Annotated in this window: 19 protein-coding genes; 3 read left to right on the top strand and 16 right to left on the bottom strand. The window is 70.5% G+C overall.

All coding sequences use genetic code 11. The annotated features are described in order from the left end of the window. Nucleotides 1–22 precede the first annotated feature (22 nt). Nucleotides 23–802 carry a 6-phosphogluconolactonase gene (pgl, locus tag ASF40_RS05125; RefSeq protein ID WP_056367157.1) on the top strand — a complete coding sequence of 260 codons (780 nt, stop codon included), beginning with the start codon at nucleotides 23–25 and terminating at the stop codon, nucleotides 800–802. A 64-nt stretch (nucleotides 803–866) separates the two neighbouring features. On the opposite strand, the gene ASF40_RS05120 is transcribed toward pgl, so the two are convergent. The 11 genes from ASF40_RS05120 to ASF40_RS05070 form a co-directional block, all read right to left on the bottom strand. Continuing rightward, on the bottom strand, nucleotides 867–1,223 hold the full coding sequence (locus ASF40_RS05120) for an RNA polymerase-binding protein RbpA (RefSeq protein ID WP_056367156.1): 357 nt from the start codon (nucleotides 1,221–1,223) through the stop codon (nucleotides 867–869). Then, nucleotides 1,223–1,471 (bottom strand): preprotein translocase subunit SecG, encoded by a 249-nt coding sequence (gene secG, locus ASF40_RS05115; RefSeq protein ID WP_045298839.1) that lies wholly within the window; start codon nucleotides 1,469–1,471, stop codon nucleotides 1,223–1,225. The genes ASF40_RS05120 and secG overlap by 1 nt, the downstream gene beginning before the upstream one ends. Nucleotides 1,472–1,577: 106 nt before the next feature. After that, nucleotides 1,578–2,369 (bottom strand): triose-phosphate isomerase, encoded by a 792-nt coding sequence (tpiA, locus tag ASF40_RS05110; protein WP_056367155.1) that lies wholly within the window; start codon nucleotides 2,367–2,369, stop codon nucleotides 1,578–1,580. Then, nucleotides 2,360–3,574, bottom strand: a complete 1,215-nt coding sequence (locus ASF40_RS05105; protein ID WP_056367154.1) for a phosphoglycerate kinase — start codon at nucleotides 3,572–3,574, stop codon at nucleotides 2,360–2,362. The genes tpiA and ASF40_RS05105 overlap by 10 nt, the downstream gene beginning before the upstream one ends. Nucleotides 3,575–3,582: 8 nt before the next feature. Beyond that, a complete protein-coding gene (gap, locus tag ASF40_RS05100) occupies nucleotides 3,583–4,593 on the bottom strand; it encodes a type I glyceraldehyde-3-phosphate dehydrogenase (RefSeq protein ID WP_056367153.1) in 1,011 nt (336 codons plus the stop codon). Between the two features lie 103 nt (nucleotides 4,594–4,696). Further along, nucleotides 4,697–5,323, bottom strand: coding sequence for a superoxide dismutase (locus tag ASF40_RS05095; RefSeq protein WP_056367152.1), 627 nt, complete (start codon nucleotides 5,321–5,323; stop codon nucleotides 4,697–4,699). Between the two features lie 221 nt (nucleotides 5,324–5,544). Continuing rightward, entirely contained in the window at nucleotides 5,545–6,522 is a 978-nt protein-coding gene (whiA, locus tag ASF40_RS05090; protein ID WP_056367151.1) for a DNA-binding protein WhiA, read from the bottom strand. 69 nt (nucleotides 6,523–6,591) lie between these two features. Further along, nucleotides 6,592–7,473, bottom strand: a complete 882-nt coding sequence (gene rapZ / locus ASF40_RS05085; protein ID WP_056367150.1) for an RNase adapter RapZ — start codon at nucleotides 7,471–7,473, stop codon at nucleotides 6,592–6,594. A gap of 61 nt (nucleotides 7,474–7,534) precedes the next feature. Next, nucleotides 7,535–9,466 (bottom strand): excinuclease ABC subunit UvrC, encoded by a 1,932-nt coding sequence (gene uvrC / locus ASF40_RS05080; protein WP_056367149.1) that lies wholly within the window; start codon nucleotides 9,464–9,466, stop codon nucleotides 7,535–7,537. 5 nt (nucleotides 9,467–9,471) lie between these two features. Next, complete coding sequence (gene uvrA / locus ASF40_RS05075) at nucleotides 9,472–12,423, bottom strand: excinuclease ABC subunit UvrA (RefSeq protein WP_396654110.1); 2,952 nt, start codon at nucleotides 12,421–12,423, stop codon at nucleotides 9,472–9,474. Between the two features lie 82 nt (nucleotides 12,424–12,505). Further along, nucleotides 12,506–12,949: a MarR family winged helix-turn-helix transcriptional regulator gene (locus ASF40_RS05070; protein WP_056367148.1), complete on the bottom strand. Its 444-nt coding sequence runs from the start codon at nucleotides 12,947–12,949 to the stop codon at nucleotides 12,506–12,508. Nucleotides 12,950–12,992: 43 nt separating this feature from the next. Between ASF40_RS05070 and ASF40_RS05065 the strand changes: the two genes are divergently transcribed. Continuing rightward, nucleotides 12,993–13,247: a hypothetical protein gene (locus ASF40_RS05065; RefSeq protein ID WP_056367147.1), complete on the top strand. Its 255-nt coding sequence runs from the start codon at nucleotides 12,993–12,995 to the stop codon at nucleotides 13,245–13,247. Nucleotides 13,248–13,260: 13 nt separating this feature from the next. Here ASF40_RS05065 and uvrB read toward each other — a convergent pair whose 3' ends face one another. The 3 genes from uvrB to coaE form a co-directional block, all read right to left on the bottom strand. Beyond that, a complete protein-coding gene (gene uvrB, locus ASF40_RS05060; protein ID WP_056367146.1) occupies nucleotides 13,261–15,342 on the bottom strand; it encodes an excinuclease ABC subunit UvrB in 2,082 nt (693 codons plus the stop codon). An 81-nt stretch (nucleotides 15,343–15,423) separates the two neighbouring features. After that, nucleotides 15,424–16,092 carry a hypothetical protein gene (locus tag ASF40_RS05055; RefSeq protein ID WP_056367145.1) on the bottom strand — a complete coding sequence of 223 codons (669 nt, stop codon included), beginning with the start codon at nucleotides 16,090–16,092 and terminating at the stop codon, nucleotides 15,424–15,426. Between the two features lie 26 nt (nucleotides 16,093–16,118). Further along, a complete protein-coding gene (gene coaE / locus ASF40_RS05050) occupies nucleotides 16,119–16,742 on the bottom strand; it encodes a dephospho-CoA kinase (RefSeq protein WP_056367144.1) in 624 nt (207 codons plus the stop codon). A 502-nt stretch (nucleotides 16,743–17,244) separates the two neighbouring features. On the opposite strand from coaE, the gene ASF40_RS05045 reads away from it, so the two are divergent. After that, a complete protein-coding gene (locus tag ASF40_RS05045; protein WP_056368214.1) occupies nucleotides 17,245–17,988 on the top strand; it encodes a response regulator transcription factor in 744 nt (247 codons plus the stop codon). Nucleotides 17,989–18,018: 30 nt separating this feature from the next. Here the strand turns inward: ASF40_RS05045 and ASF40_RS05040 are convergent, their stop codons facing one another. Both ASF40_RS05040 and ASF40_RS05035 read right to left on the bottom strand, forming a co-directional pair. Beyond that, on the bottom strand, nucleotides 18,019–19,185 hold the full coding sequence (locus tag ASF40_RS05040) for a hypothetical protein (protein WP_056367143.1): 1,167 nt from the start codon (nucleotides 19,183–19,185) through the stop codon (nucleotides 18,019–18,021). Next, nucleotides 19,182–20,855, bottom strand: coding sequence for a sensor histidine kinase (locus ASF40_RS05035; RefSeq protein WP_056367142.1), 1,674 nt, complete (start codon nucleotides 20,853–20,855; stop codon nucleotides 19,182–19,184). The genes ASF40_RS05040 and ASF40_RS05035 overlap by 4 nt, the downstream gene beginning before the upstream one ends. Nucleotides 20,856–20,908 lie beyond the last annotated feature (53 nt).

Here is a 20,908-nt window from a genome sequence, read left to right as displayed (position 1 = left end):
CTGACGAACGGGATGCAGACGGATGCCTGAGGGCTGGGCAGAGAAACGCGTCATCATCAGCTCCGATCCCGCCGCACTGGCCGAATCGGTCGCGCCCCGCTTCCTCAGCCGGGTGATCAAGCGGATCGACGAGGGCAAGCTCGCGCACATCTCGCTCACCGGCGGATCGATGGGTTCGGCCGTGCTCGCCGCCGCCGCGCGCAATCCGCGCGCGGCGCGCATCGACTGGTCGCGGGTGCACTTCTGGTGGAGCGACGAGCGCTTCGTTCCGCTCGGCCACGCCGACCGCAACGATCGCCAGGCCCGTGAGGCGTTCCTCGACGATCTCGAGATCCCCGAGGAGAACATCCACGCGACCCTCGGGAGCGACGACGGCGCCGACCTCGACGCCGCCGCCGCGGCGTACGCCGAGGAGCTCGCGCGCTTCCCGGGTGCCGAAGGCGCCTGGCCATCGTTCGACGTGTGCTTCCTCGGCGTCGGGCCCGACGGGCACATCGCCTCGCTCTTCCCGGACCGCTCCGAGATCCAGATCACGGATCGCGCCGTGGTCGCGGTGCGCGACTCCCCCAAGCCCCCGCCGGAGCGCATCACCATGACGCGCCCGGTCATCAACAGCTCGAAGCGGGTGTGGCTCGTGCTGGCGGGCGCCGACAAGGCGGCGGCCCTGGGCCTCGCTCTCGCGGGCGCCAGCTACGCGAGCGTGCCGGCCGCCGGCGCGAAGGGCCGCAAGCGCACGACGTTCTTCGTCGACCAGGCCGCCGCCGCCCAGGTGCCGCCGGACCTCATCGACCGGGAGTATTGACGCCGGACATACGAGAAGAGCGGATGCCTCGGCATCCGCTCTTCTCGTATGTCTGTACGGTGACTCAGTCCTGGCCGCGGCGCTCGCGCAGCTGCTTCAGCGCGTCGTCGAGGAGGGTCTCGGCCTCTTCCTCGGTGCGGCGCTCCTTCACGTACGCGAGGTGGGTCTTGTACGGCTCGGTCTTCGCGACGGCCGGAGGGTTCTCCTTGTCGCGACCGGCCGGCAGGCCGGAGTGCGGCGAGTCGATCGTGTCGGGGATCTCCTCCTCGGGGATGCCCGCCGCGAAGTAGCGCACGGTCTCGTTGCCGAGGGCGTCCCAGTAGGAGACGGCCACGCGCTCGGCGTGGAAGCCGTGGTCCTGCTCGCCCATCGGTCCGGCACCGACGCGGGTGCCGCGGATCGCGTTGCCTCCGGTGGCCATCAGAGGGCCTGGAACTTCGTGATCAGGCCGAGCGCGACGATCGAGGCGAACCACACCAGGGCGAGCACCACCGTGAACCGGTTGAGATTGCGCTCTGCGAGGCCCGAGGAGCCGAGCGCCGACGTCATGCCGCCGCCGAACATGTCGGACAGGCCGCCGCCGCGCCCCTTGTGGAGCAGGATGAGGAGAGTCAGCAGGAGACTCGTGATGCCGAGAAGCACCTGCAGGACGAACTCGAGGATCTGCACAGTCGTTGAAGCCTTTCGCTGCGATCGTTCGCCGATCGCACAAGGGTCAAGTATACGTGTAGGCCGGCGGGCGGTGAGGATTCCTCACCGCCCGCCGGCCGCGGGGTCAGACCCCGACGTGCTTCTGGTAGCGGATGATCGCGGCGAACTCGTCGACGACGAGGCTCGCACCGCCGACCAGGGCACCGTCCACGTCGGGTTCGCGCATGAAGCTCGCGATGTTCGCGGACTTCACCGACCCGCCGTAGAGCACGCGCGTGCGCGCTGCAGCGTCTGCGCCGAGCTTCTCGCCGATGACCTCGCGGAGCTTGGCGCACACGTCCTGCGCCTGCTCCGGCGTCGCGGCCTGTCCCGAGCCGATGGCCCAGACGGGCTCGTAGGCGACGACGATGTCGGCGTCGGCCTTCAGCCCTTCGAGTGCGACGGACAGCTGGCTGACCGGCACGGCGCTCGCGCCGAACTTCTCCAGGTCCTCGCTGGTCTCGCCGACGCAGATCACGGGCACGAGGCCGTGCTTGAGCGCGGCCTTGACCTTCGAGCCCACGACCTCGTCGGTCTCGTCGTGGTACTGCCGACGCTCGGAGTGGCCGATGATGGCGTACTTCGCGTCGAGCTTGGCCAGGAACGCACCCGAGATCTCGCCGGTGTACGCGCCCGAGTCGTGCGCCGACAGGTCCTGCGCGCCGAGGGCGAACGGGATCTTGTCGGCGTCGAGCAGCGTCTGCACGGTGCGCAGGTCGGTGAAGGGCGGGAACACCGCGACCTCGACCGATCCGTCGTCGTGCTTGGCGTCCTTCAGGGTCCAATGCAGCTTCTGCACGAACGCGACCGCCTGCAGGTGGTCGAGGTTCATCTTCCAGTTGCCCGCGATGAGCGGGGTGCGGCCTGCTACTGCCATCCGAGGACCTCCAGTCCGGGGAGCTTCTTGCCCTCGAGGAACTCGAGGCTGGCGCCGCCGCCGGTCGAGATGTGACCGAAGGCGTCGTCGGCGAATCCGAGCTGGCGGACGGCCGCGGCGGAGTCGCCGCCGCCGACGACCGACAGGCCGTCGACCTCGGTGAGAGCCTGCGCGACCGCCTGGGTGCCCGCCGCGAACGGCGCGAGCTCGAACACGCCCATCGGGCCGTTCCAGAACACCGTCTTCGAGTCGCGCACCAGCGCCGCGAACCGCTCGGCGGTGTCGGGGCCGATGTCGAGCCCGAGGCCCGCTGACCCGAACGCCGTGTCTTCGATGCCGTCGGCGGGCGTCACGACGTGCTCCGCGTCGGCGCCGAACTTCGAGGCGACGACGACGTCGGTCGGGAGCACGAGCTCGACGCCCGACTCCTCGGCGCGCCGCATGTACTCGCGCACGGTATCGAGCTGGTCGGCCTCGAGGAGGCTCGAGCCGACCTTGTGGCCCTGTGCCGCGAGGAAGGTGAACAGCATGCCGCCGCCGACGAGCAGACGGTCGACGCGCGGCAGCAGGTGGTCGATGACGCCCAGCTTGTCGCTGACCTTCGAGCCGCCGAGCACGACGGTGTACGGCCGCTCGGGGTTCTCGGTCAGGCGGTCGAGGACGTCGACCTCCTTCTCGATGAGGAAGCCGGCCGCCGACGGGAGCAGCTCGGCGAGGTCGTACACCGACGCCTGCTTGCGGTGCACGACGCCGAACCCGTCGGAGACGAGGACGTCGCCGAGCGTGGCGAGCTCCTGCGCGAACGCGCGACGGGTCGCGTCGTCCTTGGCGGTCTCACCCGGGTTGAAGCGGAGGTTCTCGATGATCGCGACGTCGCCGTCCTCGAGGGCGGCGACCGCCTCGCGGGCCGACTCCCCCACCGTGTCGCGCGCGAACGCGACAGGCTTGCCGAGGAGCTCCGAGAGGCGCTGGGCGACCGGCTCGAGGCTGTACTTCGGGTCGGGAGCGCCGTCCGGGCGGCCGAGGTGCGAGCAGACGATGACGCGGGCGCCCTGGTTGATCAGGGAGTTCAGCGTGGGGAGCGTGGCCCGCACACGGCCATCGTCCGTGATGATCCCGTCCTGGAGAGGAACGTTCAGATCAGCACGGACGATGACGCGCTTGCCGGCCAGCGAACCCAGCGAATCGAGGGTGCGCAGAGCCATGGCGGTGGTTACAGGCTCTCGGCGACGTACTCGGTGAGGTCGACGAGGCGGTTGGAGTAGCCCCACTCGTTGTCGTACCAGGCCGACACCTTGACCAGGTTGCCGCTGACGTTCGTGAGCTCCGCATCGAAGATCGACGAGTGCGGGTTGCCCTGGATGTCGCTCGAGACGATCGGGTCCTCGGTGTACTGCAGGTACCCGGCGAGGCGGCCGTCGGCGGCCGCAGCCTTGTAGGCGGCGTTGACCTGCTCGACCGTGAGGCCTTCGGTCGGCGTGACGATGGTGAGGTCGACGATCGAGCCGGTGGGAACCGGGACACGGTACGACGAGCCGCTCAGCTTGCCGTTGAGCTCGGGCAGCACGTGGCCGATCGCCTTGGCGGCACCGGTCGAGGCGGGGACGATGTTGATCGCCGCGCCGCGCGCGCGACGCAGGTCGCTGTGCGGGCCGTCCTGCAGGTTCTGGTCGGCGGTGTAGGCGTGCGCCGTCATCATGAAGCCGCGCTCGATGCCGAAGGCGTCGTTGAAGACCTTCGCGAGGGGTGCGAGGCAGTTCGTGGTGCACGAGGCGTTCGAGATGATGACATGGTTCGCGGGGTCGTAGTCGCCCTCGTTCACGCCCATCACGACGGTGACGTCGTCACCTGTCGCGGGAGCCGAGATGAGGACCTTCTTCGCGCCACCCTCGACGTGCTTCTTGGCGTCAGCCGCCTTGGTGAAACGGCCCGTGGACTCGATGACGATGTCGACGCCGAGCTCGCCCCAGGGCAGGTTCGCGGGGTCGCGCTCTTCGAAGACCTTGATCTTCTTGTCGCCGACGGTGATCGAGTCCGCGTCGTACGAGACCTCGGCGTCGAGCACGCCGCCCACCGAGTCGTACTTGAGCAGGTGCGCCAGCGTCTTGTTGTCGGTGAGGTCGTTCACCGCCACGATGTCGAGGTCCGCGCCCTGCGCGAGAGCCGCGCGGAGGTAGTTGCGTCCGATTCGGCCGAAGCCGTTGATGCCGATCTTGACAGTCACGGAGTTTCTCCTGAGATGTGTCGTGCGCGAATGCGCGGTTGTTGCGATGCGAACGAGGACAACGGCGTCCCGGCGGGCTGCCCCGCCGGGACGGCCGCGCTAACTAGGACAGTACCAGCAGGCCGGAGGTCTTCTGGCGGGCGGCGTCGAGGCGCTGCGCGACGTTCTGCCAGTTCGCGATGTTCCAGACGGCCTTGACGTAGTCGGCCTTCACGTTGAGGTAGTCGAGGTAGAAGGCGTGCTCCCACATGTCGAGCTGGAAGATCGGGATCGTGCCCTGCGCGGTGTTGCTCTGCTGGTCGAACAGCTGCTGGATGATGAGCTGCTCGCCGATCGGGTCCCAGCTGAGGACGGCCCAGCCGGAACCCTGGATCCCGTTGGCCACGGCGGTGAAATGCGCCTGGAACTTGTCGAAGCCGCCGAAGAACTCGTCGATGGCTGCGCGCAGCTCGCCTTCCGGCTCGCCGCCGCCCTCGGGCGACAGGTTGGTCCAGAAGATCGAGTGGTTGACGTGACCGCCGAGGTGGAACGCGAGGTCCTTCTCGAGCTTGTTCACGTTCGCGAGGCTGCCGGTCTCGCGCGCCTCGGCCAGCTGCTCCAGCGCGGTGTTCGCGCCGGTCACATACGCCTGGTGGTGCTTGCTGTGGTGCAGCTCCATGATCTTGCCGCTGATGTGCGGCTCGAGTGCGGCGTAGTCGTAAGGGAGGTCGGGCAAGGTGTACTTCGCCATGTTCTCTTCTTCCTGTCGGCGCGCGCCGAAGTCCCCGGCGCAGCGAGGGTGACGGATTTCATCCTACTGAGCGGCAACACCCGCGAGGCGGGGTTGCTTCCGTGTGTGACGTGTGGAAGACGGGAAGACGGTCCCCACGCCCCCTCCACGCATCGCTTCGCGCTGCGCGGAGCCTCGGGCGCGTGGGCCCAGCCGCGGCCCGCGGCATCCGTGCGGCGCTGTCAGTCCTCGATACCGGCGGGAACGGCTGATTCGGTGCCCGGAAGCCCCTCGGCCTCGGCCTTCTTGTCGGCCATCGCGAGGAGGCGGCGGATGCGGCCTGCGACGGCGTCCTTCGTGAGCGGCGGGTCGGCGTGGTGCCCGAGCTCGTCGAGGCTCGCGTCGCGGTGCGCGAGACGCAGGTCGCCCGCCTGACGGAGATGGTCGGGCACCTCGTCGCCGAGGATCTCGAGTGCGCGCTCGACGCGCGCGCAGGCGGCGACGGCGGCCTGCGCCGAGCGGCGCAGGTTGGCGTCGTCGAAGTTCACGAGCCGGTTGACGCCCGCGCGCACCTCGCGGCGCTGGCGCATCTGGTCCCACTCGCCGGCGGCGCGCACGGCGCCCATGGCGGCCAGGGCGGCGCGGATCGCCTCGCCCTCGCGCACGACGACGCGCGGGATGCCGCGCACCTCGCGCGCCTTGCCGGCGATGCCGAGCCGGTGGGCGGCGCCGACGAGCGCCATCGCGGCCTCAGACGACGGGCAGGTGATCTCCAGCGCAGCCGAGCGGCCCGGGTCGCTGAGCGTTCCGGCAGCGAGGAACGCGCCGCGCCAGATGGCAGCGAGGTCGCCGCGCGACCCGGTGGTGAGCTTGTTGGGAAGGCCGCGGACCGGGCGGCGGCGCTGGTCGAGCAGGCCGGTCTGACGGGCGAGCGTCTCGCCGCCCTCGATCACGCGGACGGCGTAATGACTGCCCGTGCGTGCACCCGATCCCTGCACGTGGACGAGCTCGGGGCGCACGCCGTAGAGCTCCATGAGGTCGCGGGCGGTGCGGCGAGCGAGGATGTCGGAGTCCAGCTCGGCCTCGACCGCGACGCGGTTGGCGATCGAGTGCAGGCCTCCCGAGAATCGCAGCAGCGACGTGAGCTCCGCCACCCGTGCCGTAGGGCGCGGGTCTCGCACGGTGATCAGCTCGGCCTTCACGTCAGCGGTCAGCGACACGGGTCTCCTTCATGGGTCTTGCGGGAACGACCGTCAAGCCTACCCGGCCGCTCCGGCCGGGCGGGCTCGTCACTCGCGTCCGAGATCGCGATGCGTCACGCGGACGGCGACGCCGGGAACGCTCGCGAGGCGCTGCGCGAGCTCGCGCACCATCACGACCGAGCGGTGCTTCCCGCCGGTGCAGCCGATCGCGACGACAGAGTGGCTCTTGTTCTCGCGCTGGTACCCCTCGAGCACGGGACGCAGCGCGGCGCTGTACGCGTCGAGGAACTCCTCCGCGCCCTCCTGGCCGAGGACGTATTCGCGCACCTCCTCGTCCTCCCCCGTGAAGGGGCGAAGACGCTCGTCCCAGAACGGGTTCGGGAGGAACCGCATGTCGGCCACGATGTCGGCGTCCGGTGGCAGCCCGTACTTGAAGCCGAAGCTCTGGAGCGTCACCGTGTGCCGGGCCGCGCCCTCTTCGCTGAAGAGGTCGGCGACCTTGGTGGCCAGCTGGTGGATGTTGTACGACGACGTGTCGATGATGACGTCGGCACTCTCACGGACGGCCGCGAGGCGCGCACGCTCGCGACGGATGCCGTCGAGGATCGTGCCGTCGCCCTGCAGCGGATGCGGGCGCCGCACGGCCTCGAAGCGCCGCACGAGCACCTCGTTGGAGGCATCCAGGAACAGCACGCGGATCTGGCGGCGCTCGCGGAGCGCGCGCATCGCGTCGGGAAGGTCCGAGAAGAGGTCCCGGCCGCGCACGTCGACCACGACGGCGACCCGGGGCAGCACTCCCCCGGCGAGCTCGGTGAGGTCGAGCAGCGGCTTGAGCATCTGCGGGGGGAGGTTGTCGACGACGTACCAGTCGAGATCCTCCAGCGCGTTCGCCGCGGTGGACCGCCCGGCGCCCGACATCCCCGTGACGATCAGCACTTCTCCGACGTCCTGACGTGTCGCCTCGCCCATGACCACCCCCGTCCCGACAAGCCTAGTCATACCGGACGGCCGCTCGTCGGCGCGACGGGCGCTATGACGCGTCGGAAAGCGCGGCCGGCTGCGCGAGATGGGTGTGGACGGCCGACGCGAGCTTGGGGCCGACGCCCGGAAGCTCGGCGATCTCCTCCGGCGTCGCCTTCTTCAGCGCCGACACCGACCCGAAGTGGCGCAGCAGCGCCTTGATGCGCGCCTCGCCGAGGCCCGGCACCTCCGCGAGCACGCTCTGGATGTCGCGGCGGCGGCGCTTGCGCTGGTGCGTGATCGCGAAGCGGTGGGCCTCGTCGCGCAGCCGCTGCAGCAGGTACAGGGCCTCCGACGTGCGAGGCAGGATGACGGGGTACTCCTCCCCTGGCAGCCACACCTCCTCGAGGCGCTTGGCGATGCCGCACAGCGCGATCTCCTCGTGGCCGGCATCGCGGAGCGCCCGCGCCGCCGCCTCGACCTGCGGCTTGCCGCCGTCGACCACCAGCAGCTGCGGGCGGTAGGCGAAGCGCGGGCGGCGCCGCTCGGTCACGACCTCGCCGTCCGCTGTCGGGTCGGGTGCACCCTCCGGCTCGTTCTCCTCCGGACGATCGAGGTACGCGAGCCGGCGTGTGAGCACCTGGTAGAGCGAGTCGGTGTCGTCGGTGGTCTCGGCGACACCGAACGAGCGGTACTGGTCCTTGCGGGGCAGGCCGTCCTCGAAGACGACCATCGATGCCACGACGTTCGTGCCGCTCAGGTGCGACACGTCGAAGCATTCGATGCGCAGCGGCGCCTCGACCAGGTCGAGGGCCTCCTGCAGATCGGTGAGCGCCTGGCTGCGGGCGACGTAGTCGCTGGTGCGGCGGGTCTTGTGGAGCATCAGCGCCTGCTGGGCGTTCAGCGTGGCGGTGCGCATGAGGTCGGCCTTGCGGCCGCGCTGGGCGATCTGGATGGTCACGGCCTTGCCACGGCGCCCACGCAGCCACTCCTCGAGGTCGGCGGCGTCGTCGGGCATGGCCGGCACGAGCACCTGCTTCGGGATGTCGGCGCCTGCGGCGTTGCCGTATGTGCGCTGCAGGACCTGGTCGACGAGTTCGCCGCCGGTGATGTCGAGCTCCTTCTCGATCGTCGTCGCGCGCACACCGCGCACGCGGCCGCCGCGGATCACGAAGTGCTGCACCGTGGCGGCCAGCTCGTCCTCGGCGATGCCGAAGAGGTCGGCGTCGGTGTCCGCGGCGAGAACGAGCGCGCTGCGGTTCAGCACGGCGTCGATCGACTGCAGCCTGTCGCGATAGACGGCGGCCGCCTCGTAGTCCATCGCGGCGGACGCCTCGCGCATGCGCGCGGTGAGCTCCCGGGTGAAGCGCTGATCGCCCCCCGACATGAACGCGATGAAGTCGTCGACGATCGCCCGGTGCTCCTCGATGGTGACCTTCATCGAGCACGGCCCGCCGCAGCGGCCGATCTGCCCGGGGAAGCACGGCCTCCCGGTGGCCATCGCCTTCTTGTACGACGAATCGCTGCAGGTGCGGATCGGGAACACCCTGATCATCAGGTCGATCGTGTCGTGCACGGCCCACACCTTCGGGTACGGGCCGAAGTACTTGGCCCCCGGGATGCGGCGGTTGCGTGTCACGATGACGCGCGGCGCCTCGTCGGCGAGCGTGATCGCCATGAACGGGTACGACTTGTCATCCTTGTAGCGGACGTTGAACGGCGGATCGAACTCCTTGATCCACTGGTACTCGAGCTGCAGCGAGTCGACGTCGGTCGCGACGACGGTCCATTCGACGGACGCCGCGGTCGTCACCATCCGCCGCGTGCGCTCGTGGAGCGTGTGCAGCGGCGCGAAGTAGTTCGACAGCCGGGCGCGCAGGTTCTTCGCCTTGCCGACGTACAGCACACGTCCGTCGCGGTCGCGGAAGCGGTAGACCCCGGGATTCGTCGGGATCTCGCCCGGCTTCGGCTTGTACGGGACGGTGGGAGCGGAGCGCGCCATGCGGCTCAGCCGGCCTTGCGGGCCTCGACGAGCTCGGTGACCGCGTGCGTCGGGGCGCGAAGCCCCAGCACCTCGGCGAGGAACGCGCCGGTGTGGCTGCCCTCGGCGCGCGCGACCTGCTCGGGCGTGCCCGTCGCGATGATCTGCCCGCCACCGGCGCCGCCCTCGGGCCCGAGGTCGATCACCCAGTCCGACGACTTGATGACGTCGAGGTTGTGCTCGATGACGATGACGGTGTTGCCCTTGTCGACGAGGCCGTTGAGCACCTCGAGGAGCTTGCGCACGTCTTCGAAGTGCAGACCCGTCGTGGGCTCGTCGAGCACGTAGATCGACCGGCCGTTCGTGCGCCGCTGCAGCTCGGTCGCGAGCTTCACGCGCTGCGCCTCGCCGCCCGAGAGCGTCGTGGCCGACTGGCCGAGCCGCACGTAGCCGAGACCCACGTCGACGAGCGTCTTCAGGTAGCGGTGGATCGCCTGGATCGGCTCGAAGAACTCCGCCGCCTCAGCGATCGGCATCTCGAGCACCTCGGCGATGTTCTTGCCCTTGTAGTGCACTGCCAGGGTGTCGCGGTTGTACCGCTTGCCGTGGCAGACCTCGCAGTCGACGTACACGTCGGGCAGGAAGTTCATCTCGATCTTGATCGTGCCGTCGCCGGAGCACGCCTCGCAGCGGCCGCCCTTGACGTTGAAGCTGAACCGGCCCGGCTGGTAGCCGCGCACCTTGGCCTCGGGGGTCTCGCTGAACAGCGTGCGGATTCGGTCGAACACCCCGGTGTAGGTCGCCGGGTTCGACCGCGGCGTGCGGCCGATCGGCGCCTGGTCGACGTGCACGACCTTGTCGAGGTTGTCGAGCCCGGTCACGCGCGTGTGCTTGCCGGCGACCCGGCGGGCGCCGTTGAGACGCGTCGCGAGGACCTGGTACAGGATGCCGTTGACCAGCGAGGACTTGCCCGAGCCGCTGACCCCGGTGACCGCGGTGAGCACGCCGAGCGGGAAGTCGACCGTGACGTTCTTGAGGTTGTTCTCGCGCGCGCCGACGACCGTCACCTGACGCTTCTTGTCGATCTTGCGGCGCTTCTTCGGAGTGGGGATGGAGCGGCGGCCCGACAGGTAGTCGCCGGTGATCGAGTCGGGATCGGCGAGGAGCTCGCCGATCGGGCCGGAGTGCACGACCTCACCGCCGTTGACGCCCGCGCCGGGGCCGATGTCGACCACCCAGTCGGCGGCGTGGATCGTCTCCTCGTCGTGCTCGACGACGATGAGCGTGTTGCCCAGGTCGCGCAGCGCCACGAGCGTCTCGATGAGGCGGCGGTTGTCGCGCTGATGCAGGCCGATCGACGGTTCGTCGAGCACGTACAGCACGCCGGTGAGGCCCGAGCCGATCTGGGTCGCGAGCCGGATGCGCTGCGCCTCGCCGCCCGAGAGCGTCGCCGCGGCGCGGCTCAGGCTCAGGTAGTCGAGGCCGACGCGGATGAGGAAGTCCAGCCGGAGGCGGATCTCGCGCAGCACCTGCGCGGCGATCGTCGCCTCCCGCTCGGTGAGCGTCAGCTGGGCGAAGTACTCACGCGCCTCGCCGAGGCTCAGGCGCGAGGCATCCGCGATGGAATGCCCGTGCACCTGCACGGCCAGCACCTCGGGCTTGAGCCGGGCACCGTCGCACACGGGGCACGGCACCTCGCGGAGGTACTCCGACCAGCGCTGGCGCTGCGTGTCGGACTCTGCCTGCGTGTACTGCCGCTCGATGTAGGGCACGACGCCCTCGAAGCCCGACGAGTACCGCATCTCGCGGCCGTAGCGGTTCTTCCACTTCACCGTGACCTTGTAGTTCTCACCGCGCAGCACCGCCTCGCGCACCTCGGACGGGAGGCGCTTCCACGGCGTGTCGAGTGAGAAGGCGAGGTCAGCTGCGAGTCCCTCGAGCAGGCGCTCGTAGTACTGGAAGAGTCCCTTGCCCTGCGTCGTCCACGGGATGAGGACGCCCTCGCGGATCGACAGATCCTCGTCACCGAGCATGAGCTCGACGTCGACGGACATGCGTGTCCCGAGGCCCGAACACGCGGGGCACGCGCCGAACGGCGCGTTGAAGGAGAACGTGCGCGGCTCGATCTCGGTGAGCTGCAGCGGGTGGCCGTTCGGGCACGCCAGCTTCTCGGAGAAGGACTGCCACGCGGCATCCCCCTCTTCATCGACGAAGTTGACCTGCACGACGCCGCCCGCGAGCGACAGCGCGGTCTCGACGGAGTCGGTGACGCGGTCCAGGATGCCGGGAGCCGCGACGAGACGGTCGACCACGACCGCGATGTCGTGCTTGTAGCTCTTCTTGAGCGCCGGCGGCTCGGCGAGCTGGATGAGCTCGCCGTCGACGATGGCCCGGGCATACCCCTTCGCGCCGAGCTCCTTGAAGAGGTCGACGAACTCGCCCTTCTTCTGGGTGACGACGGGGGCGACGATCTGGTAGCGCGTGCGCTCGGGCAGCTCCATGAGCTGGTCGGCGATCTGCTGCACCGTCTGGCGTTGGATGACGGCGCCACACTCGGGACAGTGGGGCACGCCGATGCGCGCCCACAGCAGACGCATGTAGTCGTGGATCTCGGTGATCGTGCCGACCGTCGACCGCGGGTTGCGGTTCGTGGACTTCTGGTCGATCGACACGGCGGGACTCAGGCCCTCGATGAAGTCGACGTCGGGGCGATCGACCTGGCCCAGGAACTGCCGCGCGTACGCGCTCAGCGACTCGACGTAGCGGCGCTGGCCCTCGGCGAAGATCGTGTCGAACGCCAGGCTCGATTTGCCCGAGCCCGAAAGGCCGGTGAAGACGACGAGCGAATCGCGCGGGATGTCGAGGTCGACATCCTTGAGGTTGTGCACGCGGGCACCGCGGACGCTGAGCTTTCCGCTGGTACCGCCGACGGAGTTCCCGGGCATGTTTGCGGGCAGGGCGACAGGGACGATGGGCACCCGACAAGTCTAGGTGGGGCCTCCGACACGGGGGCTGGGAGCCGTTCGCCGTGGGCGAAGACGCGGTACCGAGTGGCCCGGATCAGCGGGCGCCGGCGAAGGGCTGCAGCGCGTCTCGGAGCGCCAGGAGCGCCGCGGCATCCGTCCCCACGCTCGCCATCACCTTGCCGGGAACCTCCAGCGCCTGCCCGCGCAGACGCCGGCCGGCCTCCGTCAGGCGGACGTCGAGCACGCGCTCATCGTCGTCGCGACGCGACCGGGTGACGAGGTCCTGCGCCTCGAGGCGCTTCACCAGGGGCGAGAGCGTCGCCGGCTCCAGGGCGAGCTCGGCGGCGAGCTCGCGCAGCGAGCGGGGCGACCGCTCCCACAGCGCGAGCATCACGAGGTACTGCGGGTGCGTGAGGCCGAGCGGCTCGAGGATCGGCCGGTAGAGCCCGACGACGTTGCGCGCCGCGGTCACCAGCGCGAAGCACACCTGGTTGTCGAGCTTGAGCAGGTCGTCGGGGCTGAGTTCGGCATCCGTCACGACGTGATCCTATCGTCCACTAATCGTTAGTACACTAAGGAACATGCCAGACACGGATGCCCCGACCCCCGCCCGTCGCCCGCTCCGCGAGCGCGTGCGCGAAGCCGGCGGCTGGTACGCGTTCCTCAATGCGAACCTCATCCGCGTCGCCGGTCCGGCCGCCGTCGGCCCCTACGAGACGACTCCCCCGCCGAGCCAGGCGGAACGGGCCGAGCGCGCGTGCCCTCTCTGCGGCGCGCCCATCTCGCAGCACACGTTCGACCGCTCGGGGCCGAAGCCCCTCATGCACTGCCCGTAGCGACGTCGCAGGGTCAGGCGTGGCCCGCGCGCTCCATGGCGCGCAGCTCCTTCTTGAGGTCCTGCACCTCGTCGCGCAGCCGCGCGGCGAGCTCGAACTTCAGTTCCCCCGCCGCTGCCAGCATCTGCTGGCTGAGGTCGGCGATGGTCGCCTCGAGCTGCTCCGCCCCCTCGGCTGCGATGCCCTCGCGCCGCAGCTGCGGGGTCGGGCTCTTGCCGACACCGGACTTGGTCTTCGCCGCCGCCTTGCCCCGCAGCATGCGATCCGTGTCGGACGCCTCGCGCGCGAGCACCTCGGTGATGTCGGCGATGCGCTTGCGCAGCGCCTGCGGTTCGATGCCGTTCGCGGTGTTGTACGCGATCTGCTTCTCGCGACGCCGATCGGTCTCTTCGATGGCCTTGGCCATCGAGTCGGTCACCGTGTCGGCGTACATGTGCACCTGACCCGAGACGTTGCGGGCCGCGCGACCGATCGTCTGAATGAGCGAGGTGCCGCTGCGGAGGAATCCCTCCTTGTCGGCGTCGAGGATCGACACCAGCGAGACCTCCGGAAGGTCGAGGCCCTCCCGCAGCAGATTGATGCCGACCAGCACGTCGTAGACGCCCGCTCTGAGCTCGCTGAGCAGCTCCACACGGCGCAGCGTGTCGACGTCGGAGTGCAGGTAGCGCACGCGCACGCCGTGCTCGCCGAGGAAGTCGGTGAGCTCTTCGGCCATCTTCTTCGTGAGCGTCGTGACGAGGACGCGCTCGTCGCGCTCGACGCGGAGGCGGATCTCTTCGAGCAGGTCGTCGATCTGCCCCTTCGACGGCTTCACGACGATCTGGGGGTCGACGAGACCCGTCGGGCGGATGATCTGCTCGACCACGCCGTCGGCGATGCCCATCTCGTAGCGGCCCGGGGTCGCCGACAGGTACACCGTCTGCCCGACGCGGTCTTTGAACTCGTCCCACCGCAGCGGCCGGTTGTCGAGCGCGCTCGGCAGCCGGAAACCGTGCTCGACGAGGGTGCGCTTGCGCGACGCGTCGCCCTCGTACATCGCCCCGATCTGCGGGACGGTGACGTGGGACTCGTCGATCACCATGAGGAAGTCGTCGGGGAAGAAGTCGAGCAGCGTGTGCGGCGGCTCGCCCGGCGCGCGCCCGTCCATGTGGCGCGAGTAGTTCTCGATGCCCGAGCAGAACCCGAGCTGCTGCAGCATCTCGAGGTCGAAGGTCGTGCGCATGCGCAGGCGCTGCGCCTCGAGCAGCTTGTTCTGCGACTCGAGCTCCTTCAGCCGATCGGCGAGCTCGTCCTCGATCGTGCCGATCGCGCGCTGCACCGTCTCGGTGCCGGCGACGTAGTGCGACGCCGGGAAGATCGGCACGCTGTCGAGCCGCTGCACCACATCGCCCGTGAGCGGGTGGAGCATGAACAGCGCCTCGATCTCGTCGCCGAACATCTCGATGCGGATCGCGTACTCCTCGTAGACCGGGATGATCTCGATGGTGTCGCCGCGCACACGGAAGTTGCCGCGCGAGAAGTCCACGTCGTTGCGGTTGTACTGCATCGCGATGAACTTGCGGATGAGCGCGTCGCGGTCGTAGACCTCGCCCACCTGCAGCGCCACCATGGCGCGCAGGTACTCGTCGGGCGCACCGAGGCCGTAGATGCACGAGACGGTGCTCACCACGATGACGTCGCGGCGGCTGAGCAGCGAGTTGGTCGTCGAGTGGCGCAGCCGCTCGACCTCGGCGTTGACCGACGAGTCCTTCTCGATGAAGGTGTCGGTCTGCGGGACGTACGCCTCGGGCTGGTAGTAGTCGTAGTAGCTGACGAAGTACTCCACCGCGTTGTGCGGCATGAGCTCGCGGAACTCGTTCGCCAGCTGCGCGGCCAGGGTCTTGTTGTGGGCGAGCACGAGGGTGGGCCGCTGGACGGCCTCGACGAGCCACGCCGTCGTCGCCGACTTACCGGTGCCCGTCGCGCCGAGCAGCACGACATCGGTCTCGCCGGCGTTGATGCGCGCCGCCAGCTCGGCGATCGCCTGGGGCTGGTCGCCCGACGGCGCGAATTCGCTCACGACCTCGAAGGGCCGCACGGATCGAGTGGTCTGCACCAATCCAGCGTAGGCGCGACCCCCGACATCGGGGCGGCGTTCGCGACGAGCGGATGCCTCGGCCCCCGGTGCGTGCGGGACTCAGCCGCCGAAGCCCCCGCCGCCGTCGAATCCGCCGCCGAAGCCGCCGGCGTCGAATCCGCCGCCGGAACCGCCCCCGTCGAACCCGCCGCCGCCGTCGAAACCGCCACCACCGCCGTCGTAGCCGCCCGAGCCGGGGTCGTACGTGTCGCCGATCCAGGCGGGGCCGTCGCCCAGCTGCAGGGATCCGGCGCCGACGGTGTAGTACGCGGCCACCGAGCTCGACAGCAGGAACTGGTTCGCCACGATCGCCAGCGCGCCGGCGTTCACGAGCATCGAGCGCACGTCGACGTCGTCGCGCGGGTCGCGGTCGAGGGCCCCGACCGCCGTGCGGGCCGGGTCGGTCGCGGCCTGGGTCGCGGCATCCGCCCCCCGGCTCTCGGCCCGGCGCGCCTTGTGCTCCTCGGCACGGCGGACGAGCCGGGCGATCACGGTGGGGTCCTCCGCGGCCGCGTCGCGTTCGGAGTCCGCGAGGAACGGCCGCAGCTGCTCGAACATCTCGCGCCGGCGCTCGGGCGGCACGTCGGCGAAGGCCGACGCGTGGGCGCTCTCGATCACGGACGCGGGCAGGGTGTTGAGGAGGTAGACGTAGCGCGCGATGCGCTCCTCCTCGGTCGTCGCACCGTACGGCGTCTTGCGACGACGGCGGAACCTCGAGAACACGGCCATCGGAACCTCCTCGATCCGTCTCCAGACTACGAGCGCCCGGCGCGCTGCGCGACGTGCGCGTCGAGCGACTCCCACAGTTCGTCGACCTGGCGCCGAGTGCTCTCGAGCGAGCCCGCGGTGTCGATGACGACATCGGCGATCCGCAGGCGGGCCTCGTCGGGCACCTGCGACGCGAGGCGGGCCGTCGCGTCGGCCTCGGTCATGCCGCGCAGCTCGACGAGGCGCCGGAGGCGGACGTCCTCGGGCGCGTGCGCGACGACGATGAGCTGCCAGGGGTCGTCGACGCGCGCCTCGACGAGGAGCGGGACGTCGTAGACGACGACCGCGTCCGGATCCGCGGCGAACGCCTCCTCGAAGCGACGCGCGGACTCGGCGCGGACGGCGGGGTGGACGATCCGGTTGAGCTGCGCGATCGCCGCGTCGTCGCCGAACACCCGGCGGCCGAGGGCGGCGCGGTCCAGGGTTCCGTCGGGGCGCAGCATCCGTTCCCCGAAGGTCTCGGCGATCGCGGCCAGCACGGGCGAGCCGGCCTGCTGCACCTCGCGGACCAGCTGATCCGCGTCGACGACGACCGCGCCGTGCTCGGCCAGGCGACGGGCGATCGTGGACTTTCCGGAGGCGATGCCTCCGGTGAGGGCGACGAGCGGCATGGTTCGAGCATGCCACGCCGCGCCGGAACGGAGTGTCGACGGCGCCCGCAAGCCTGCGCGGTTCCTGAGGCGGGCCTGAGCAGGCGTTGAGGCACCGGAGGTAGCCTCGGGGCACCCGAAGGACAGATCAACCCGTGTGGCACTGGGGAGGGCGGGAGATGAGCGCCGGACGCGACATCGTGGCGACCGACGTGACTCCGCCCCGCTGCACCAGCCCGATCATCCTGAGGTACGGACGGGCCGCACGCGTGGGGACGACAGCGGCCCGAGTCCGTGCACGGAGGACGCGCGCAGGGCGGGATATGGGGATATCTCCCGCCCTACGCGCGGTCCGCCTGACCGGCGGGGCGACGGGCGCACGCGAGCAGAGCTCCACGGCCTGCCCCGCCTACGGTCGCGTCCTGTGATCGACGGCCTGCCGCACCCGTTCCGCGTCGCGTTCTGGGATATCATGACCGACGTCCAGGGTCCGTCGACAGCACCGGACCCGGAGGGTGCATCGGTGGAAGAAGCGCGCGTCGCGGTCGTGATCGAGGATGAAGCGGACATCCGTTCTCTCCTGTCGACCGTGCTCGCCCAGGCGGGCTTCGAGGTGCACGGCGCGGCCAACGGCGCGGACGGCGTCGAACTCGTGCGCGAGCACCGGCCGCTCGTGACCACGCTCGACGTCAACATGCCGGGCATGGACGGCTTCGAGACCGCCAAGCGCATCCGGGCGATCAGCTCCACGTACATCGTCATGCTCAGCGCCCGCACCGAGGAGATCGACGCGCTCCAGGGCCTCGAGGCGGGGGCCGACGACTACGTCGCCAAGCCCTTCCGCCCTCGTGAGCTGCGTGCCCGGATCGACGCCATGCTGCGCCGGCCGCGGCATGTCACCCCCGCCGACCTCGACGCCGTGAGCGAGAACGGGCCGCCCGACGGCGTGTGGCTCGAGCACCACGGGCTGCGCCTGAACGCCTCGACGCACCTCGTCACCGTCGACGATCAGGACGTCGAGCTGACGCGCAGCGAGTTCGACATCCTCGCCGACCTGCTCGTGGCGGGCCGGCGCGTGCGTGCGAAGTCCGATCTCGCCCTGATGCTCCGCGGCGACCAGTACGCGGTGAGCGACTTCGTGTCCGACAGCGACGCCCGCGCGATCGAGGTGCACATGGCGAACCTCCGGCGCAAGCTCGGCGAGTCGCCCGCACAGCCGCGGTGGATCGAGACCGTGCGCGGCGTCGGCTATCGACTCACCGCCTGACGCACGCGCCGCGACGGCGGGCGGATGCCGCTACTCGCCCTCGTCGACGAGCACAGACGTCTCGACGTTCGCGGCTGCGCGGCTCGCCGCCTCGCGGGCGACACGGATGAGCTCGGCGGGTTCGTACCCGGCCGTCTCGCTGAGCGCGACGCCGACGCCGACCACCGGGATCACTCCCCCGCCGACCTTGCCGAGGTCGTCGAAGAGGCCTCGGTAGATCGCGCCCGCCTGCCGGCGCGCCTCCTGCGCGGACGAGACCGCCAGACCGACCACCAGCCCGGTATGGCCGTCCTGCCCCACGACGGCGTTCGTCGGTGCGTGGTGGCGCACGCCGGTGCGCCACGTCGCCGCCAGCGCCCCGGCGACGTCGCTGCCGAACGCGGTGGAGATCTGGTCGAGGTCGTCCAGGCGCACAGCGGTCACCGCGATCGGCTCGAAGCGGCGCTCGGCACGCCGGCACATGCCCTCGAGCACGACGGCGAAGGAGCCCTCGGTGAGGATGCCCTGCTCCTCGTCCACAGCCTGGGTCTCGCGCAGGTAGCCGCGCATCGGGGCACGGCTCGCCCGGAGCACCGAGGTCACGACGACGGCCACGATCGTGAGTGTCACGGTGAGGTAGCTGGTGCTGATCGTGCCGAACGCGGTCTGGAACAGCGCGCTGTCGGGGCCGGAGGTCACGAAGGCCGTGGTGCGCGACACGTAGTACAGCGACTGGAACCCGAGGACCGCCCCGAGCACCCACGCCGTGCGAGACTCCCGCATGTCGCCGCGGAGGCACTCGACAGCCCCCGCACCGGCGAAGGCGAGCAGCGGCACGAACATCCACAGCGCGCCCGCCCAATCGCCGCCGCCCTCCCCCTCGATCGCGACCGCCGCAGCCGACGCGGCCACCGCTGCGGCGACGAGGATCGCCGACCATCGCATGTCGCGCCCGTTGAAGCGGCGGCATCCCAGCCACATGCAGCCGGTGCCCGCGACGAACGCCGCGTTGCCGACGGCGATGGCCCACCACGCGCCTTCCGACTGCACCCAGATCGTGTACGCGAGGGTGGTGAGCATCGCCGCGAGGAACGCGATCGACCAGATGCGCCCCGCGCCCTCGTCCCGTCGCAGCAGCGTCTCGAGGATGAACAGCACGCCGCTGACGTTGACGACCAGCGCGGTCATGAGGAGCACGCTCGCCAGATCGAGGGTCATCCTTCTTCTCCTTCCGGGCCGATCGCGGGCAGCTTCACGATGAAGGTCGACCCGACGCCGGGCGCGCTGTGCAGCGCGAGCTCGCCACCATGCGCACGCACGATGTCGCGGGTGATGGCCAGGCCGAGGCCGGTGCCCGACCTGCGCTCGCCGCCCGCCTTGTAGTAGCGCTGGAAGAGCCGCGAGCGGTCGGCGTCAGAGATGCCGACGCCGGTGTCCCGCACCAGGATCCAGCTCGACGTGCCGTCCGTCGTCGTGCCGACGAACACGGTGCCGCCGTCCTTGTTGTAGGCGATGGCGTTCGACACGAGGTTGTCGACGACCTGCCGCAGCCGCAGCGGGTCGGCCCACGCGGTCGCCGGCTCGAGACCCGTCTCGTCGATCGTGATCGCCCGTGCGGCGGCCCGCGGGAGGGCGTCGGCCGCCGCGCCGCGCACGAGGTCCCGCGCATCGAGGAGCTGAGGGGCGAGGGATGCCTCGACCGACGACGGCGACGAACTCGATGCCGCGAGGATGTCGGCGACGATGCGCAGCAGCCGCTCGGCGTTGCGCTCGGCCACGTCGAGGCTGGCGCGCACCGCGTCGGGGGTGTCGGGATCCTCGATGGCCAGGTCGAGGTAGCCGAGGATCGAGGTGAGCGGGGTCCGCAGCTCGTGCGACACCGAGGCCACGAGGTCGTCGCGCGCGCGGAGGGCGCTGAGCTCGGCGGTCACGTCGCGCGAGACGACCACCGCACCCGCGTCGCCGCCGTCCGGGTCGATGAGGCGTCGCGCCGTGATCGTGAGCGCGCGACGCGGTCCGGGCTCCGCCCCGAACCACACCACTTGGTCGTCGAACGCCTCCCCGCGGCGCGCGCGCTCGAGGGGGAACTCGTCGGGCGGCAGCGGCGAGGTGCCGTCGTCACGGAATGCCGGCACCTCGATGCCGTCGGGGTCGAGCTCGAATCCCTGCAGGAGCTTGCCGTGGGCCTCGTTCGTGACCGCGACCCGGCCGCTCGCTCCCATGCGGACCACGCCGAAGTCGACGGCGTCCAGCACCTCCGTGACGACCTGCTCCTGGCGCCGGGTGCGCGCGAGCACGCTCGCCAGCAGCGCAGACTGCTTGGCCAGCAGCATCCGTTGCGCATCCGACCTGCGCGCGTTGAGGTGGCTGGTGGCGGCGACGGCGACGATCACCAGCGGCAGCAGGAACGTCCGGTACGTGACCTCGGTGGCGCTGAGCGCCGTGAGCACGCTGACGATGCCCGCGATGGCCACGATCACGCCGAAGAGGCCGAGCAGCCCGAATCCGCCGGCGAGCCACGTCGCGGGGAAGATCCACAGCAGACCCAGCACCGTGTCGGGCGCGGCGACCTGCATGAGGGTGATGGCGACGATGTCGACGGCGGGGACCACCGCGACCCACCCGTACCGCAGTCGGCCCCAGGGCACCACGAGCGTGGCAGCCGTCACCGCGACGACGAGGACGACCCCGAGGAAGAACAGCACCGGCTCGCCGCCGAACGGCCCGATCGCCACGAGCACACCCAGCACGAACACCACCGCGGTCAGCAGCAGCTGGTTGAGCATCGCGGTGCGGCCACGCGTGCGGTCGGCTCCCTCCGGCGCGGTCCCGCCCGTGCGGGAGGGAGCCGCGGGCGCACCCGGCTCGCCCGGCGTCGCGGCGGTCATACCGCGACGGTAACGGATGCCGCGCCCCTGTGCCCGAACGGCGCGCTCGCCGC

This window comes from Microbacterium sp. Leaf288 (genome assembly GCF_001422925.1).
Taxonomy (GTDB): domain Bacteria; phylum Actinomycetota; class Actinomycetes; order Actinomycetales; family Microbacteriaceae; genus Microbacterium.
This window is presented reverse-complemented; position numbering and strand designations above follow the sequence as displayed.

Coding starts and splice junctions, on each gene's coding strand:
- pgl (WP_056367157.1), top strand. CDS start 23: ATGCCTGAGGGCTGGGCAGAGAAACGCGTCATCATCAGCTCCGATCCC.
- ASF40_RS05120 (WP_056367156.1), bottom strand. CDS start 1,223: ATGGCCACCGGAGGCAACGCGATCCGCGGCACCCGCGTCGGTGCCGGA.
- tpiA (WP_056367155.1), bottom strand. CDS start 2,369: ATGGCAGTAGCAGGCCGCACCCCGCTCATCGCGGGCAACTGGAAGATG.
- ASF40_RS05105 (WP_056367154.1), bottom strand. CDS start 3,574: ATGGCTCTGCGCACCCTCGATTCGCTGGGTTCGCTGGCCGGCAAGCGC.
- ASF40_RS05095 (WP_056367152.1), bottom strand. CDS start 5,323: ATGGCGAAGTACACCTTGCCCGACCTCCCTTACGACTACGCCGCACTC.
- rapZ (WP_056367150.1), bottom strand. CDS start 7,473: ATGGGCGAGGCGACACGTCAGGACGTCGGAGAAGTGCTGATCGTCACG.
- uvrC (WP_056367149.1), bottom strand. CDS start 9,466: ATGGCGCGCTCCGCTCCCACCGTCCCGTACAAGCCGAAGCCGGGCGAG.
- ASF40_RS05065 (WP_056367147.1), top strand. CDS start 12,993: ATGCCAGACACGGATGCCCCGACCCCCGCCCGTCGCCCGCTCCGCGAG.
- ASF40_RS05055 (WP_056367145.1), bottom strand. CDS start 16,092: ATGGCCGTGTTCTCGAGGTTCCGCCGTCGTCGCAAGACGCCGTACGGT.
- coaE (WP_056367144.1), bottom strand. CDS start 16,742: ATGCCGCTCGTCGCCCTCACCGGAGGCATCGCCTCCGGAAAGTCCACG.
- ASF40_RS05040 (WP_056367143.1), bottom strand. CDS start 19,185: ATGACCCTCGATCTGGCGAGCGTGCTCCTCATGACCGCGCTGGTCGTC.
- ASF40_RS05035 (WP_056367142.1), bottom strand. CDS start 20,855: ATGACCGCCGCGACGCCGGGCGAGCCGGGTGCGCCCGCGGCTCCCTCC.